Raw genomic sequence first — 15,999 nt, forward strand, 5'->3', positions numbered from 1 at the left:
GGAATGCGGCTGCCGGGTCCGGTGTTCAACCACCGGATCGAGGGGAAGGATGCCATGGTGGCCGACAGAAACCCGGAAACGCACGTCATCGACTTCCGCGCCGCCGAGCACCTGCTGGCCGCGCGGGACCCTCAGGGTGCCGTGAAGCTCCTCGACTCGGTGATCGCCGCGCATCCCGAGAACACGGCGGCGCGTCTGCTGCGTGCCCGTGCGTTCTTCGCCGCCGCGCAGCTTCGGCCGGCGCAGCTGGAGTTCGAGCTGGTCCTGGAGCGCGAGCCGGACAACGCGTTCGCGCACTTCGCGCTCGCCCGCACCTTCGAGCGCTCGGGCCACCCGGCCCAGGCCACCCGGCACTTCCGCCTCGCCGCCGCACTCGACCCGAAGCCGGAGTACCTCCAGGCGGCGGGGTTCGACACGGAGAAGTAGGGCGGGCCGAGGCGGTCAGCGTCCGGTGCCGCCGTGATCGGGTTCGTACGGGGGGATGTTCCGGCCGGGCTGCCAGTGCGGGCCCTGGTGGAGGTGGCGCAGCACCATCGCCAGGTCGCACGCGACGACGAGGAACAGCACACCGCAGGCCGCGGCCCAGCCGGGGCGGCCCACCAGCGAGAACGCGGTCGTACCGAAGGCGGCCCAGAGCAGGCCCCACACGCTCAGCCAGAACCGCAACCGCAGGGCGCTGCGCGCGGTCGCCGGCTCGTTCCCGGTACGCATGACGGTCACCCCCTCCCCGTCGGGGCTCTGGAGGCACTTCCAGGATGGACCCTGGGACGGGGGAAGGGAACCGGCGCCCGGACCACGCGTGGTCCGGGCGCCGGGCACGGTCTGACGCGCGCCTAGTGGATGACGCTGTAGCTCCGCCACGGCAGCGTGCCCGGCACGATCTCGTCGCCGCTGTTGCTCGGGAGGTACGTGGAGTCCTTGCCCTTACAGTCGCGCGTCGGGTACAGCACGATGTCGACCAGGGTGTTGTTCTCGACCTTGGTGGCGCCGGCCGGCGCGAGGTGGTGGCAGCCCTTCACCAGGGGGCTGGTGACCATGACCGCCACCTCTCGTTCCGTCTCGTACGAGATCGTGCCCACGGCGGTGCGGCCCAGGCCCGAGCAACCGGCGACGGCGAGAGTGAGCAGCACGGCCCCGGTGGCGGTCGTGAGACGCCGGCGAACGGACATGGCGGATCCTCTTCTGTCATGAAGTCTGTGGAGCCTGTGGTGGAGGCGTTCCAGGCCACCCTCCCGCCCCCGGAGGCGGGTGTCATCCGCTGCTGGGCCGCCCGGGGGAGCGTGCCCGACGGCCGTTGTCAGACCCCACCCGTAAGGTCGGAGACCAGTCGACATCGTCCCGACGTCGGCTCGGCATCGTCACCCGGTGGAAGGAGCGCGGAGCCGTGACACACACCTGGATCTCCAGCGCCGCGGTCTTCCTGCCGGCCGCCCTGCCCAGGGAGGGCCGGGTCGCCTTCTGGACCCCGGACGGCGGGGCGCTGCCGGACCTGGCGGACAGCGGGGCGGAGCGCGTCGAGCTGACCGTCGCCCGGCGGCACGGCGGCGGCGCCCGGGGCCAGGCCGTGCCCGCCCTGAGCCTCTCCGTCGACGCCGCCCTGCCGCACCTCGTCGCGGCCCGCCACCACCCGGCCGCCCATCCCGCCACCGCCGGCTGGGGCGCCGCCGCTCTCCACGCCCTGCACCTGGCGGCCCGCGGCCGGATGCTGCCGGGCCTGACCGCCGACGACCTGGACGCCTGGCGGGCCGGGCCCCTGGACGCCGACGACATCGCCCATCTGCGGGCCGTCGCCGCGGCCCTGCCGTACGAGGCGCACGCCGTGCCCGTCCCCGGACCGGGGCCGCTGCGGCTGCCCGATCCCGAGGCCCTCGTGCGCGCCTTCCTCGACGCGATCGCCGACGTGCTGCCCCGCACCCCGGCCGCCGCCCACGCGGTCGGGGCGCCGTTCGCCTCCCGCGCGCCCCAGCACCTTCCCCGCGCGCGTGCCTGGGCCGCCGAGGCGGCCGCGGGGATGGACGCGGGCGTCCGGGTCTCGCTCCGCCTGGACCTCTCGCCGTACGACCTCTTCGACTCGGCCGCCGGAGCCGACCCCGCCGAGGACGGGGGAGAGCGGCGCCGCGGTGAGCGCCACGCGGCCGGCGCGCTCCTCCAGGTCCACAGCCTCGCCGACCCGACCCTCGTCATCGACGCCACGGACCTGTGGGCGGGGGAGGGCGAGCACTTCGGGCCCCGCGCCCGGATCGACGCCGTCCTCGCGCTGCGCCGGGCCGCCCGCGTCTGGCCCCCGCTCGGCCGGCTCCTGGAGCGGGACGTGCCCGATGTCCTCGCCGTCACCGAGGACGAGCTGTACGAGCTGCTCGGCCCCGCCGCCGCCCGGCTCGCCGACGCCGGGGTCGCCGTCCACTGGCCCCGCGAGCTGGCCCGCTCGCTCAGCGCCTCCGCCGTCGTCCGGGCCGACCGGGTCGCGCCCGGCTCCGCGACCGACGGCACGGCCTTCTTCGACAGCGAGGAACTCCTCCGGTTCAACTGGCAGCTGGCCCTCGACGGGGACCCGCTCACCGACCGCGAGATGGACCAGCTCGCCGAGGCGCACCGGCCCATCGTGCGCCTCCGTGACCAGTGGGTCGTCGTCGACCCCGACCTCGTGCGCAAGGCGCGCAAGCGGGAACTGGGCCTGCTCGAACCGGTCGACGCCCTCGCCGTCGCCCTCACCGGCACCGCCGAGGTGGACGGCGAGACCGTGCCGGCCGTCCCCGTCGGGGCGCTCGCCGCACTCCGCGACCGGCTGCTCGCCGGCCCCGAGGACGTGCAGGCACCGCCCGGCCTCACCGCCACCCTCCGCGACTACCAGTTGCGCGGCCTCGCCTGGCTCGATCTGATGACCTCGCTCGGTCTCGGCGGCTGCCTCGCCGACGACATGGGCCTCGGCAAGACCGTGACCCTCATCGCCCTCCATCTGCGCCGTGCCCGCCGCGCCCCGACCCTCGTCGTCTGCCCGGCGTCCCTGCTCGGCAACTGGCAGCGGGAGGTGGGGAAGTTCGCCCCCGACGTGCCCGTACGGCGTTTCCACGGCGCCGACCGCGACCTCGAAGGCGCCGAAGGCGGGTTCGTCCTCACCACGTACGGCACCCTGCGCACCAGCGCCGCCCAACTGGCCGAGCGGGAGTGGGGGATGGTCGTCGCCGACGAGGCCCAGCACGTCAAGAACCCGTTCTCCGCGACCGCGCGGGCGCTGCGCGAGATCCCCGCACCCGCCAGGGTCGCCCTCACCGGCACCCCCGTGGAGAACAACCTCTCCGAGCTCTGGGCGCTCCTCGACTGGACCACCCCGGGACTCCTCGGCCCGCTCAAGGCCTTCCGCTCCCGGCACGCCCGCGCCGTGGAGAACCACGAGGAGATCGAGCACGAGGAGGCGGTCGAGCGGCTCGCCCGGCTCGTGCGGCCCTTCCTGCTGCGCCGCCGCAAGTCCGACCCCGGCATCGTCCCCGAGCTGCCGCCCAAGACGGAGTCCGACCATCCCGTCGCCCTCACCCGGGAACAGGCCTCGCTCTACGAGGCGGTCGTCCGCGAGACCATGGCGCGGATCGAGGAGGCCCAGGGCATGGCCCGCCGGGGCCTCGTCATGAAGCTGCTGACCTCCCTCAAGCAGATCTGCAACCACCCCGCGCAGTACCTGAAGGAACAGGCGCCGTCCGGCAGGGGCACCGCGCGGCTCGCCGGCCGCTCGGGGAAGCTCGCCCTGCTCGACGAGCTCCTCGACACGATCCTCGCGGAGGACGGGTCGGTGCTCGTCTTCACCCAGTACGTGTCGATGGCGCGGCTCCTCGCCGACCATCTGGCCGCGCGCGGGATCCAGGCCCAACTGCTCCACGGCGGCACCCCGGTGGCCGAGCGGGAGCGGATGGTCGACCGCTTCCAGGCCGGCGAGGTCCCGGTCTTCCTGCTCTCCCTCAAGGCCGCGGGCACCGGCCTCAACCTGACCCGGGCCGGCCATGTCGTCCACTACGACCGCTGGTGGAACCCGGCCGTCGAGGAGCAGGCCACCGACCGGGCCTACCGCATCGGGCAGACCCAGCCGGTCCAGGTCCACCGGCTCGTCGCCGAGGGCACGGTCGAGGACCGGATCGCCGAGATGCTCCGCGCCAAGCGGGCCCTGGCCGACGCCGTCCTCGGCACCGGCGAGACGGCCCTCACCGAACTGACCGACCGGGAGCTCGCCGACCTGGTGTCCCTGAGGAGGTCCTCGTGACCATCGCACGGGGCGGCCGCGGAGCCGCCCCCCGCCACGACGACCGCCGCCGCAGCTTCCCGCAGGTCGCGCCCCGCGAGGCCCCCGACGGCCGGTTCGCCGCCACCTGGTGGGGCAACGCCTGGGTCGAGGCCCTTGAGGACACCGCCCTCGACCCGGCCCGTCTCGCACGCGGCAAGGCGTACGCGGGACGCGGCCATGTCGACGCGATCACCGTCACCCCCGGCCGGGTCGTCGCCTACGTCCACGGCAGCCGCGCCCGCCCGTACCGTGCCGAGATCCGGATGCGGACGCTCGGCGACGACGGCTGGGAGCGCTTCCTGGACGAGGCCACCGCTCGCCCCGACCACATCGCCGCCCTCCTCGACAAGGACGTGCCGCACGCCCTGGAAGCGGTCACCGGACTGCTGCCCGCGCCGGGGGACCTCGTCCCCGACTGCACCTGCCCGGACGACGGTTACCCCTGCAAGCACGCGGCCGCCCTCTGCTACCAGGCGGCGCGGCTCCTCGACGAGGACCCGTTCGTCCTCTTCCTGATGCGCGGCCGCGGGGAGCAGGAGCTCCTCGCCGAACTCACCCGGCGCAACGCGGCCCGGTCCGCCGCCGAGACCATCGCCGCCGCGCCCGCGATGCCCACCGTTCCCGCCCGTGCCGTGCTCGACGCGATGGACAGGCCCGGGCTGCCGCTGCCTCCGCCCCTGCCCCTTCCGGACCGGCCGGGGCGCCCCGCCGTCTTCCCGCCCGACCCCGACGCGCCCGATCCGCTCGCCCTCGACCTCCTCGCCACCGAAGCCGCCGCCCGCGCCCACGTGTTCCTCGGCACCGGACACGACCCGGTCGCCGCCCTCACCCCCTGGCAGGACGCCGTCCGGCTCGCCGCCGCGCATCCCGGTTCCGGGCTCACCGCCTCGACCCGCGCCCTCTACCGCGACCTTGCGTACGCCCTCGACCGCACCCCCACGGACCTCGCCCGCGCCGTCGCGGCCTGGCGGCAGGGCGGAGCGGCGGGCCTCGCCGTACTCGAAGAGCCCTGGGATCCGCCGGCGGGTCCGTTCGACCGCGCCCGGCCCGCGCTGATCGCCGCCGACTTCCCCGCCTTCAGACCCTGGCGCAACCGGCTCTCCACCGAGTCCCTCCAGCTCCGTCTCGGCCGTGACGGCCTCTGGTACGGATACGAGTCGGACGCCGGCCGCGAGGACTGGTGGCCGCGCGGAACCCCCGATCCGGACCCGGTCGGAGCCCTCACCGACCTCCTGGGACGCTGACCGACACTCGAACGGAGTCCCACTCGATGGAGTGAATCCGGTCAACGGCCGGATCCGGCACGTGTGTTTGTCGCGTTGATTCGGGTACGGGCACTTGCCCGCACACCTCCGGAAGGCAGGAAGCCATGAGGCAGATTCGCCGAAGTGGTCTGGCCACACTGTTGGTCACGGGTGGGGCGCTCGCGCTCTCGGCGGGCGCCGCGCACGCCGACTCCGGCGCACAGGGCGCCGCGGTCGGTTCGCCGGGCGTCGGCTCAGGCAACACGGTTCAGCTGCCGGTGCACGTGCCGGTCAACGTCTGCGGGAACACGGTCAGCGTCGTCGGCCTGCTCAACCCGGCCTTCGGCAACAGCTGTGCCAACCATTCCTCCGCCCCCGAGCCCAAGGGCTACGGATCGGACGAGGGCGGCGGCCGGGCCCACAAGGACCTGCCCGGCACCCCGCGCGGCGGCGAGCAGGCCGGCGGCTCCCACGGCGGCGGTTCGCAGGGCGGCACGTCCAACGGCGGCGGATCCACGGCCGAGGGCGTCACCGCGGGCTCTCCCGGCATCCTCTCCGGCAACGGGATCCAGCTGCCGGTCGACCTCCCCGTGAACGTCAGCGGGAACTCGGTCAACGTCGTCGGTCTGCTCAACCCGGCCTTCGGCAACACGTCGGTCAACGGACCCTCGAAGCCCGCGCAGCCGATCGAGAAGCCGACGCCGCGCCCGCAGACCCCCGTCCGGAACGTGCCGGTCCCGCAGACCGAGACGGAGACCGAGACCGAGACGGAGAAGCCCGCTCCCGCCCCCGCGCCGCAGGGTGAGAAGAGCCCGGTCGCGCTGGCCGAGACGGGCGCCGACACCATCGGCTACGCCGCCTCGGCGAGTGCCGCGCTGCTGCTCGGCGGCGCCCTTCTGTACCGTCGCGCGCGCCGCGCCGGAGACCAGGCCTGACGGTCCCGCCCTCGCGGTCCGGCCGAGGCGCGCTGACACCCGAGCCGTCAGTCGTGTCCCCGGCCAGGGGCGCCCTCGCCGCCGCGACGCCAGGCCCGGAGCACCGCCTCGATGGCGGGAGCGATACTCGTCCGGGCCTGGTGCCGAGGAACCCCCCGCATCAGCAGCGTGTCGTACGGCGTGTCGACATGCCGTACGGAGGCACGCACCGCGGCCGTGACGGCGCCGCGGTCGAGCGAGCGGCCCGCGGCCGTGCGCCCCACCCGTCCACTGCCCTTCGCGGAGGCGTGGACGGCGATCTCCGTGGCCCGGTCCGCCGGGCAGGAGGGGAAGAGCCGCAGGATCTCCGTCCGGAGGACCTCGGTGATCTCCGCGTCGAGTGCCGCGCGCCGCGCCGCGTCCCTGGCCCGGCGCCTGGCCCGTGCGTCCGCGTCGGCCAGGCAGGCCAGCTCCGCCTCGGCCAGCGCCGCCTCCTCCACGAGGAGGCCCTGACGCTCGTACCGCGTACGGCGCCGGTTGTGCCGTACCACCACCGCCCACAGCGCACTGCCCTCCCGGGCGCGGCGGGTGAGTGCCGTGTCGCCCCGGCGCAGGAAGACCAGATGCCCGAGGTCGGCGCAGTCCAGGCAGACCGGCGCGTTGAACTCGACGATCATCCGTTCCAGCGGCCCCTGCCGGCACTCCGAGCAGCGGCGGCGCCTGAGCGGTTCGACGACGACGGGCGCGACGAGGTCCATGTCCGTCGCCCCGCTCAGCGGACGCCGGGCGCGGCGGCGGAGACGAACAGGGCGAGCGACTTCTTCGCCTGCGCGGAGCGGCGGGCCCGCTCCGCCTCTCCCACCGCCTCGTGCATGCAGTGGGTCTCCTCGAAGGCGGCCTCGGCCAGTCGGCGGATGTCCGCGTCGTCACACACCAACTGGACGCGGAAGAGCGCCTGTCGAGCGGCGGTCCGCTGCCGGTAGGAGGCGTGGCGGGACTCCTCCGCCTCCTCCGAACCGGGCTCCCGGGCGGCCCGGAACCAGCGGTCGTTCTGGCTGTGCCGGTAGTCGACGACCGCGCCCGCGTAGGCGCTGTAGGTCGCGATCCGCTCCTGGCGGAGCTGCTCGGTGCGGGCGAGCGAGGCCATGCGCTCGGTTGACCGCGCCTGGAACCAGTGGGTGGCGATGACACCCAGCAGGGTTCCCGCCACCGCTATCAGCGCCACATCCATGACCGGCCGCCCCCGTCTCCCCGGCCGTCTCCGCGGCCGCATTCCTCGTCGGGTCCGAAGATCCTTCAGACCCTCAGATCATGACAGCCGAGGGGTCGGGGCGTCACTGCCGGTAGCCGCTCAGGAAGCGGCCGATACGGCTGATCGCGGCGTCGAGGTCGTCGGCGTACGGCAGGGTCAGGATGCGGAAGTGGTCCGGGCGCGGCCAGTTGAAGCCGGTGCCCTGGACGACCTGGATCTTCTCCCGCAGGAGCAGGTCGAGGACGAACTTCTCGTCGTCGTGGATCTTGTGCACGGCCGGGTCGAGACGCGGGAAGGCGTACAGCGCTCCCTTCGGCTTCACGCAGGAGACGCCGGGGATCTCGTTGAGCTTCTCCCAGGCCCGGTCGCGCTGTTCGCGCAGCCGGCCGCCCGGGGCGGTCAGCTCGTGGATCGACTGGCGGCCGCCGAGCGCGGCCTGGATGGCGTACTGGGCGGGGGCGTTGGGGCAGAGCCGCATGGAGGCGAGCATGGTGAGGCCCTCCAGATAGCTCCTGGCGTGCTGCTTCGGACCGGTGACGACCAGCCAGCCGGAGCGGAAGCCGGCCACCCGGTACGTCTTGGAGAGCCCGCCGAAGGTGAGGACGACGAGGTCGGGGGCGAGGGAGGCGGCGGGGTAGTGGACGGCCTCGTCGTAGACGATCTGGTCGTAGATCTCGTCGGCGAAGACCATCAGGCCGTGGCGGCGGGCGAGATCGAGGATCCCCTCGACGATCTCCTTCGGGTAGACCGCGCCGGTGGGGTTGTTGGGGTTGATGATGACGACGGCCCGGGTCCGGTCGGTGATCTTCGACGCCATGTCGTCGAGGTCCGGGTACCAGTCCGCGGACTCGTCGCACAGGTAGTGCACGGCCTTGCCGCCCGCCAGGGTGGTGACCGCCGTCCACAGCGGGAAGTCCGGGGCGGGGATCAGTACCTCGTCTCCGTCCTCCAGGAGGGCCTGCACGGCCATGGAGACGAGTTCCGAGACGCCGTTGCCGAGGAACACGTCGTCGACGTCGACCTCCGGAAGTCCCATGCCCTGGTAGCGCTGGGCCACGGCGCGGCGGGCGGAGAGGATGCCGCGGGAATCGGTGTACCCATGGGCCTTCGGGAGCATCCGGATCATGTCCTGGACGATCTCGTCGGGCGCCTCGAAGCCGAACAGCGCGGGGTTCCCGGTGTTGAGGCGCAGGACGCTGTGGCCCGCCTCCTCCAGCGCGTTGGCGTGCTCGATGACCGGGCCTCGGATCTCGTAACAGACCTCGCTCAGCTTGCTCGACTGCCGGAACTCCATGTCCGACCTCCCCAAGTCCCCGGAATCAGTGTTACTTGGTTTTACCAAGTTCGAGCTTGGAAAGTCCAACAACATGTCTAGACTGCGTCGCATGCCACGTCAGCCACGCCGCCGCAGCTACGACCAGCACTGCGCCGCCGCGCGCGCCCTCGACCTCGTCGGCGACCGCTGGACCCTGCTCGTCGTCCGCGAACTCCTCGCCGGGCCGCGCCGCTACACCGACCTCCACGCCGACCTGCCGGGCGTCAGCACGGACATGCTCGCCGGCCGACTCAAGGACATGGAGGGCGCCGAGCTCGTCACCCGCCACCGACTGCCCCCGCCCGCCTCGGCGTTCGTGTACGAGCTCACCCCGCGCGGACGCGAGCTGCTGCCCGTGCTGCGCGCCCTCGCCGCCTGGGGGGCGCCGGACCTCGGCGAGCCGCGACCCACCGACGCCGTCCGCGCGCACTGGTACGCGATCCCGCTCCTCGGGGTGCTCGCCGGCCTGGGTGAGGGCGTCGTCCAGGTGACCCTGGACGAGGGCGAGTTCCATGTACGGGTCGGGGCCGACGGAAGTGTCTCGTACGGGGACGGGGTGTACGGGGCCGGTACGGCGGCGGTGCCGGACGCGCGGCTGCGGACCGACACGGCGACCTGCCGGGCCCTGGCGGGCGGGGAACTGACGCTCGCCGAGGCGGTCGAAGCGGGCCGCGCCACCCTCGAACCGGCCGCGTCGGCCGCCGGGGTCCGCTGACCCCTCCGGGCGGATTCAGGGGCCGCCGGACCCCGCGGACAGGGAACGCGCGAGGCGGTCCCGGGCCTCGGTCTGCGCCGCGATCCGCGCGTCGAGCACGGCGAGGCGCTCGCGCGCGATCTCGAGACCACGGGCGGACGGTCGGGTCGACGCCATGTCCCCGTCGAGACAGGAACGGAACGCGGACACGTCGTCCAGGGTGAGCCCCGCGTCGAGCAGGTACCGGATGTTGGACACCCGCGCGACCGCGTTCTCCCCGTACACCCGGTAACCGTTGGCCGCGCGGTCCGACGTGATCAGTCCCGCCGTCTCGTAGTGGCGCAGCGCGCGGGGCGACACCCCTGTCCGCCGGGCCAGTTCACCGATGCGCAAGGGCGCCACCTCCTCACGCAGTGGTATCACGCGACCAGCGCACCCCCGTCGACGGGCAGCACGGTCCCGGTCAGGAAGGAGGCGTCCGGCGCGGCGAGCGCGGTGATCGCCCAGGCGACCTCCTCCGGCCTGCCGATCCGGCCCAGCGGGGTGTGCGCGAGCTGCCATGCCCGTACCGCCGCCAGCTCTTCGGGGGAGAGGCCCATGTGGTCCCCGATCGGGGTCTCGATCGGGCCGGGGGCGACCGCCACCACCCGGACTCCGTCGGGTGCGAGCTCCACCGCCCAGCAGCGGGTCAGTGTCTCCAGGGCGCTCTTCGTCGCCGGATAGACGGAGTTGGCCGGCCAGCCGCGCTGCCCGATCGTCGTCGTCACGTTCACGACCACGCCCCGGGACTCCCGGAGCGCGGGGACGGCGGCCTGGGTGAGCAGGACCGGGGCGACGAGATTGGTCTCCAGGAGCGGGGCGATCACGGCGCGGTCGAGGGTGCCCAGCGGGCCGCCGGCGGAGATCCCCGCGTTGTTGACGAGCACGTCGAGGCGGCCGTGGCCGGTGAGGGCGGCGCGGACGATCTCCTCGGCCGCGCCGTCCGCGGTGACGTCGGCGACGTACGGGCGGATCCCGGGGTGGCCCTCGGCGGTCTCCCGCAGCGGCCCCTCCCTGCGGCCGACCGCGACGACCGTCGCTCCCTGCCCGGCGAAGGCGCGAGCGGTGGCGCGACCGATGCCGGTGCCCGCGCCGGTGACGACAACGACCCTGGTGGGTGTGGTGGTGTCCATGGATCCGATGGTCGAACAGTGACGCCAGTGACAAGGTCAAGCCGTGACGGGCGCCCTCGGGCGGACCCGGCGGCGACAGGCCGGTCGAGCTGCGGGCAGGATGAGGGGGATGAGCGGGACGCGATACGAGGCGATCACCTGGGAACGACTGGCGGAGACGCTCGCCGGGCACCTCGACACGTCCACGCCCCGCGACGGTGGCGAGTGGCTCAAGGTCGGCATCGACGGGCCGCCCGCCGCGCCCGGTGGCGAGCTCGCGGGGCTGCTCGCCGAGGCGCTGCGCACGCGCGGGCGGGCCGTCCACGTCGTGGGGGCCGGTGGCTTCCTGCGGCCCGCGTCCCTCCGCTTCGAGTACGGGAAGCAGGACCCCGACGCGTACTACGACGGGTGGACCGACATCGGGGCCCTGTGGCGGGAGGTGTTCGGCCCGCTGGAGCCCGGCGGTACGGGGCGCGTGCTGCCCGACCTGTGGGACCCGGTGCGGGACCGCGCCACCCGCAGCCCGTACGCCACGCTGCCGCCGGGCGGGATCCTCGTGGTGCACGGGCCCTTCCTGCTCGGCCACTGGTTCCCCTTCGACCTCACCGTGCACCTGCGGCTCTCGGCCGCCGCCCTCGCCCGGCGCACCGAGGAGTCCTGGACCCTGCCCGCCTTCGCCCGGTACGAGTCCGAGGTCGACCCCGGCGCGACCGCCGACGCCGTCGTACGCGCCGACGACCCCCGGCACCCGGCCTGGACCGGCCTCGGGCGGTAGCCGCTCCCGCCCCCTTCAGACGGCCTCCCTCCTGTGCGGTGGGCGACCGCCCACCAGCGTGACCGCTTCCGCGCCCGCGCGGCAGCCCGCCTCGGCGGCCTTCGCCGGGTCCGCGCCCGCGAGCCGCGCCGCCAGGAACGCCCCGGTGAACGCGTCGCCCGCGCCCGTCGAGTCCACCGGCCGCACCGGGGGCGCCGCCACCCGCGTGGTGACCGCGCCGTCCTCCGCGACCAGTGCGCCCGCCGCCCCGAGCGTGACCGCGACCAACGGGAAGAGACGGCTCAACTCGGCGGCAGCCATCTCCGGTTCGTCGCACCCGGTGAGCGTCCGGGCCTCGTCGGCGTTGGGCAGCAGGATCTCGGCACCCGCCACCGACGCCAGGAACCGGTCCACCCCCAGCTCCGTGAGGAACCCCGCCGAGGCAGGGTCCACGCTCACCGGAACGCCCGCGTCCCGTGCGTCCCGCAGCGCGCGCATCGCCGTCTCGCGGCTCGGTGCGGCGAAGAAGAGGTAGCCCGACAGGTGGAGCCGGGCCACTCCGTCGAGGAGGGTGGCGGACCAGTCGCCGGGGGAGAGGCGCAGGGCGGCGCCGCTGTCGGTGAGGAAGGTGCGCTCCGCCGAGGCGTCCACGAGTGCGATCACGGTGGCCGTCGCCGCCTCCGGGTCGCGCACGAGCAGGGGGCGCACGCCCGCGCGCCGCAGCGCCCGGTCGTGCCAGGCCGCCGCGTCCGTCCCCACCCGGCCGAGGAGCCGTACGTCCCCGCAGCCGGAACGGGCCGCCCAGCAGGCCGCGTTGGCTCCGGCGCCGCCCGGCAGGGTCCGGATCGCCGCCGCCGTGTCCGTGGCGGGAGCGAGCGGGGTCCGGTGCCGGGCGACGACGTCCGTGACCACGTCCCCGACGACGAGCAGCGCACCCGCCACCCGTCTCACCGACGGACCGAGCCGGGCGCCGCCGCCTCCGGGCCGGGCGCCGCCCCCAGGCCGGGCGCCGCCCCCAGGCCGGGCGCCGCTCCCGTGCCAGGTACCGCCCCCAGGCTGGGTGCCGCTCCCGTCGCGGGCGCCGCTCCCGTCCCCGTACCGCCGCCCCTGTCGTCGCCGCCCCCCGCCCCGTACGCCCCCGCGATTCTCGCCGCGAGCCGCACATTGCCCCGTACCGCCGCCAGATTGGCCTCCAGGGAGGCCCCTTCCGTGTGCACCGTCAGATACTCCAGCAGGAACGGCGTCACCCCCTGCCCCGTGATCCCCTTCTCCTTCGCCGCCGCCAGGCCGCCCGCGAGCACGCGGTCGTGGAGCGCGGGGTCCAACTGCTCCGTCTCCGGGACCGGGTTGGCGACGACGAGCGCCGCCCGGGGCTCGCCGAGCCGGTCCTGTGCCCGTATCACCCCGGCCACCTCCTCCGGCGTCCGCAGCGTCCAGTCCACGGGCTCGCCCGAGGAGGAGAGGTAGAAGCCGGGGAAGTGCTCCGTGCCGTACCCGACGACCGTCACCCCCAGCGTCTCCAGGCGCTGGAGCGTCGCGGGCACGTCGAGGATCGACTTGACCCCGGCGCACACGACGGTGATCCCGACGCGGGCGAGCAGTCGCAGGTCGGCGGACTCGTCCTGGGTCTCGGTCCACTCACGGTGCACGCCCCCGAGGCCGCCGGTCGCGAAGACCCGTATGCCGGCCGCGTCCGCGAGCCGGGCCGTCGCCGAGACCGTCGTCGCCCCGGTCGCGCCGGTCGCCAGGGCGGGGGCGAGGTCGCGGTGACCGAGCTTGCGCACGGCGGGGTCCTCGGCGATCCGGGTCAGGGCCGCCCGGTCGAGGCCGACCCTGGCCGTGCCGTCGACCACGGCGACGGTGGCGGGGACGGCGCCCCCGGCCCGTACCAGCTCCTCCAGCTCCAGGGCCACGGCCAGGTTGCGCGGGCGCGGCAGGCCGTGGGCGATGATCGTCGATTCCAGCGCGACGACGGGACGCCCCTCGTGGAGCGCCTCCCGTACCTCTTCGGACACCTGTGTGGACATGTCCCATTCCTGGCGCGACCACGGGCCCCGCAAACCTCGGTGGCGAGCACCGGCCACACGGGGTCCGGTGCCTGCGGAATCCGTCACGGCGGGCCCGACGCCGACGCCCGAGCCGCCCGCCCCACCCGCAGGACGCCGCGCCGAAGGGCCGGTACGGATTTCGTCGCCGTCGCGCGATGCGGGCATCACGCCTGGTGGGAGGCGAAGCGGAGGGCTTCCGTCCACCAGGTCCCGGCCTTGGGGTGGCCCTGGGCCCCCGCTACAGTCACCGCCCATGACGACACATGACCAGCCCTCCTTCGCCGTGCACATCCCCGACGAGGAGCTCGAAGCGGAGCCGCTCGACCCCGGCCAGATCGTCTCCGGCACGCCCGAGGTGACGGGCAAGGTGCTGTGGGAGTCGGCCGACGGCAAGCAGGTGCGCGGCATCTGGCAGATCACGCCCGGCGTCGTCACCGACACCGAGGCCGACGAGCTCTTCGTGGTGGTCTCGGGCCGGGCGACCGTGGCCGTCGAGGGCGGGGACACCCTGGAGATCGGCCCCGGCGACGCCTGCGTGCTGCGCGAGGGCGACCGTACGACCTGGACCGTGCACGAGACCCTGCGCAAGGCGTACCACATCAGCCTCTGAGGGGCCCGAAGTCCTGGGGCCGCTCGGGCGGTCGAGAGTCTGGTAGGAAACCTTCCTATCGGCTAACCTCCCGGGCAGCGGCTCGGCGCGGCGCCCCTCCCCAGGGGCGTGACGCGCTCAGTGAGAGCTCTGACCCGGCCGCCGAGCACCACCCCGCCGCGCGGTCCGTGCCGCGCGGCCGGTCCGTGGTGCGCCGCACCGGTGTCCAGCTCTCGCCACCCCACAGGCCAGGGAGCCAGGTATGCGCCTGAACGCCTCCGCCCCACCTCGTCGCACCACCGACCGACTTCCCCTCGTCCTCACCGCCGTCCTGCTGCTCGTCGGCGGGCTCCTGCTCGCCCTCCCGGACCGGGCCGGAGCCGCCGCCGACGTCCTGATCTCCCAGGGCAGGCCGGCCACGTCCTCCTCCGTCGAGGACAGCACGTTCGGCCCGGAGAAGGCCTTCGACGGCGTCTCCACAACCCGCTGGGCCAGCGCCGAAGGCGTCGACCCGCAGTGGATCCGGGTCGACCTCGGCCCCTCGGCCACCGTCTCCCGCGTCAAACTCGTCTGGGAGGCCGCCTACGCGAAGGCCTACCGCGTCGAGATCTCCGCCGACGGCACCACCTGGACCCGCCTCGCCACCGAGAGCGCGGGCAACGGCGGCACGGACGACTGGACCGGACTCACCGGCACCGGCCGCTACCTGCGCGTGTACGGGACCGGGCGGGGCACCTCTTACGGCTACTCGCTCTACTCGGTCGAGGTCTACGGCACCACCGGCACCACACCCCCGCCCACCGGATCCTTCACGGTCGTCGCGGCCGGTGACATCGCCGCCCAGTGCACGGCCTCCAGCAGCTCCTGCGCCCACCCCAAGACCGCTGCCCTCGCCCAGCGCATCGCGCCGTCGTTCTACCTGACGATGGGCGACAACCAGTACGACGACGCCCGGCTCTCCGACTTCCGGAACTACTACGACAAGAGCTGGGGCGCCTTCAAGGCGAAGACCCGGCCCGTCCCCGGCAACCACGAGTCCTACGACCCCGCCGGCGCGTTCTCCGGGTACAAGTCGTACTTCGGCGCCATCGCCTACCCGCAGGGCAAGGCGTACTACAGCTACGACCAGGGCAACTGGCACTTCATCGCCCTCGACTCCAACTCCTTCGACGACGCCGCGCAGATCCAGTGGCTCAAGGACGACCTCGCGCGGAACACCAAGGGCTGCGTCGCCGCCTACTTCCACCACCCCCTGTACTCCTCCGGCGGCCACGGCAACGACCCCGTCTCCAAGCCCGTCTGGCAGATTCTCTACGGGGCCAAGGCCGACCTGGTGCTGGGTGGCCATGACCACCACTACGAGCGGTTCGCCCCGCAGAACGCGAACGGGCAGGCCGCGGCCGACGGCATCGTCGAGATCGTCGGCGGCATGGGCGGCGCCGAGCCCTACGACATCGAGACGGTCCAGCCCCACAGCCAGAAGCGGATCAGCGGTTCGTACGGCGTCCTGAAGCTCGACCTCACCGACACCACCTACACCTGGCAGTACGTCGGCGTCGACAACCAGGTCAAGGACTCCGCCCCGACCTACACCTGTCACTGATGTACCTCGCGACCACCGGTCGCCGCGACGCGCCGCCCGCCCCCCCCGGGGGGCGGCGGCGCGGCCCCCGCCCCCGCCACCCCCCGGGGGCGGGGACCCAGGGCACCCCCCTCACCAAGGAGAATGTGTCCCCGGGCCAGCCCCGCGAACCGGTCCACGGCCACG

16 protein-coding genes and 1 pseudogene are annotated in these 15,999 nt (G+C 74.2%); 8 read left to right on the top strand and 9 right to left on the bottom strand.

All coding sequences use genetic code 11. From position 1 onward, the window contains the following. The first annotated feature begins 57 nt into the window (after positions 1 to 57). Positions 58 to 426, top strand: coding sequence for a tetratricopeptide repeat protein (locus ACIRB7_RS27935; protein ID WP_403603761.1), 369 nt, complete (start codon positions 58 to 60; stop codon positions 424 to 426). 15 nt (positions 427 to 441) lie between these two features. Here ACIRB7_RS27935 and ACIRB7_RS27940 read toward each other — a convergent pair whose 3' ends face one another. Next, complete coding sequence (locus ACIRB7_RS27940) at positions 442 to 711, bottom strand: DUF6343 family protein (protein ID WP_403603719.1); 270 nt, start codon at positions 709 to 711, stop codon at positions 442 to 444. A 122-nt stretch (positions 712 to 833) separates the two neighbouring features. Then, positions 834 to 1,169 (bottom strand): hypothetical protein, encoded by a 336-nt coding sequence (locus ACIRB7_RS27945; protein WP_403603721.1) that lies wholly within the window; start codon positions 1,167 to 1,169, stop codon positions 834 to 836. Positions 1,170 to 1,384: 215 nt separating this feature from the next. Here ACIRB7_RS27945 and ACIRB7_RS27950 point away from each other — a divergent pair, with 215 nt between their 5' ends. From ACIRB7_RS27950 to ACIRB7_RS27960, 3 genes are all read left to right on the top strand, one after another. Further along, complete coding sequence (locus ACIRB7_RS27950) at positions 1,385 to 4,249, top strand: DEAD/DEAH box helicase (protein ID WP_403603723.1); 2,865 nt, start codon at positions 1,385 to 1,387, stop codon at positions 4,247 to 4,249. Continuing rightward, positions 4,246 to 5,514, top strand: a complete 1,269-nt coding sequence (locus tag ACIRB7_RS27955) for an SWIM zinc finger family protein (protein WP_403603725.1) — start codon at positions 4,246 to 4,248, stop codon at positions 5,512 to 5,514. Before ACIRB7_RS27950 ends, ACIRB7_RS27955 begins: the two co-directional genes overlap by 4 nt. 125 nt (positions 5,515 to 5,639) lie before the next feature. After that, positions 5,640 to 6,449: a chaplin gene (locus ACIRB7_RS27960; RefSeq protein WP_403603727.1), complete on the top strand. Its 810-nt coding sequence runs from the start codon at positions 5,640 to 5,642 to the stop codon at positions 6,447 to 6,449. Between the two features lie 47 nt (positions 6,450 to 6,496). Here the strand turns inward: ACIRB7_RS27960 and ACIRB7_RS27965 are convergent, their stop codons facing one another. The 3 genes from ACIRB7_RS27965 to ACIRB7_RS27975 form a co-directional block, all read right to left on the bottom strand. Beyond that, entirely contained in the window at positions 6,497 to 7,186 is a 690-nt protein-coding gene (locus tag ACIRB7_RS27965; RefSeq protein ID WP_403603729.1) for a DUF2293 domain-containing protein, read from the bottom strand. Positions 7,187 to 7,200: 14 nt separating this feature from the next. Continuing rightward, positions 7,201 to 7,659, bottom strand: coding sequence for a hypothetical protein (locus ACIRB7_RS27970; RefSeq protein WP_403603731.1), 459 nt, complete (start codon positions 7,657 to 7,659; stop codon positions 7,201 to 7,203). 103 nt (positions 7,660 to 7,762) lie between these two features. Then, complete coding sequence (locus ACIRB7_RS27975; protein ID WP_403603733.1) at positions 7,763 to 8,974, bottom strand: pyridoxal phosphate-dependent aminotransferase; 1,212 nt, start codon at positions 8,972 to 8,974, stop codon at positions 7,763 to 7,765. 91 nt (positions 8,975 to 9,065) lie between these two features. Here ACIRB7_RS27975 and ACIRB7_RS27980 point away from each other — a divergent pair, with 91 nt between their 5' ends. Then, positions 9,066 to 9,710 carry a winged helix-turn-helix transcriptional regulator gene (locus ACIRB7_RS27980; RefSeq protein WP_403603735.1) on the top strand — a complete coding sequence of 215 codons (645 nt, stop codon included), beginning with the start codon at positions 9,066 to 9,068 and terminating at the stop codon, positions 9,708 to 9,710. Positions 9,711 to 9,725: 15 nt separating this feature from the next. Here ACIRB7_RS27980 and ACIRB7_RS27985 read toward each other — a convergent pair whose 3' ends face one another. Continuing rightward, positions 9,726 to 10,082 (bottom strand): MerR family transcriptional regulator, encoded by a 357-nt coding sequence (locus ACIRB7_RS27985; RefSeq protein WP_403603737.1) that lies wholly within the window; start codon positions 10,080 to 10,082, stop codon positions 9,726 to 9,728. Between the two features lie 26 nt (positions 10,083 to 10,108). Next, the gene (locus tag ACIRB7_RS27990; protein ID WP_403603739.1) at positions 10,109 to 10,861 is read right to left on the bottom strand and encodes an SDR family NAD(P)-dependent oxidoreductase; all 753 of its coding nucleotides are present in this window, start codon (positions 10,859 to 10,861) and stop codon (positions 10,109 to 10,111) included. Between the two features lie 109 nt (positions 10,862 to 10,970). Here ACIRB7_RS27990 and ACIRB7_RS27995 point away from each other — a divergent pair, with 109 nt between their 5' ends. After that, positions 10,971 to 11,615, top strand: coding sequence for a uridine kinase (locus ACIRB7_RS27995; protein ID WP_403603741.1), 645 nt, complete (start codon positions 10,971 to 10,973; stop codon positions 11,613 to 11,615). A gap of 15 nt (positions 11,616 to 11,630) precedes the next feature. On the opposite strand, the gene ACIRB7_RS28000 is transcribed toward ACIRB7_RS27995, so the two are convergent. Together ACIRB7_RS28000 and ACIRB7_RS28005 are read right to left on the bottom strand one after the other, a co-directional pair. Next, complete coding sequence (locus ACIRB7_RS28000) at positions 11,631 to 12,545, bottom strand: carbohydrate kinase family protein (RefSeq protein ID WP_403603743.1); 915 nt, start codon at positions 12,543 to 12,545, stop codon at positions 11,631 to 11,633. Between the two features lie 173 nt (positions 12,546 to 12,718). Then, a pseudogene (locus ACIRB7_RS28005) lies at positions 12,719 to 13,621 on the bottom strand (pseudouridine-5'-phosphate glycosidase); the annotation flags it as partial. Between the two features lie 274 nt (positions 13,622 to 13,895). Here ACIRB7_RS28005 and ACIRB7_RS28010 point away from each other — a divergent pair. Together ACIRB7_RS28010 and ACIRB7_RS28015 are read left to right on the top strand one after the other, a co-directional pair. Next, a complete protein-coding gene (locus ACIRB7_RS28010; protein WP_351212981.1) occupies positions 13,896 to 14,252 on the top strand; it encodes a cupin domain-containing protein in 357 nt (118 codons plus the stop codon). 241 nt (positions 14,253 to 14,493) lie between these two features. Further along, complete coding sequence (locus tag ACIRB7_RS28015) at positions 14,494 to 15,834, top strand: discoidin domain-containing protein (RefSeq protein WP_403603745.1); 1,341 nt, start codon at positions 14,494 to 14,496, stop codon at positions 15,832 to 15,834. The last annotated feature ends 165 nt before the right edge of the window (positions 15,835 to 15,999 follow it).

This window comes from Streptomyces sp. NPDC093795, from assembly GCF_044764665.1.
Lineage (GTDB): Bacteria > Actinomycetota > Actinomycetes > Streptomycetales > Streptomycetaceae > Streptomyces.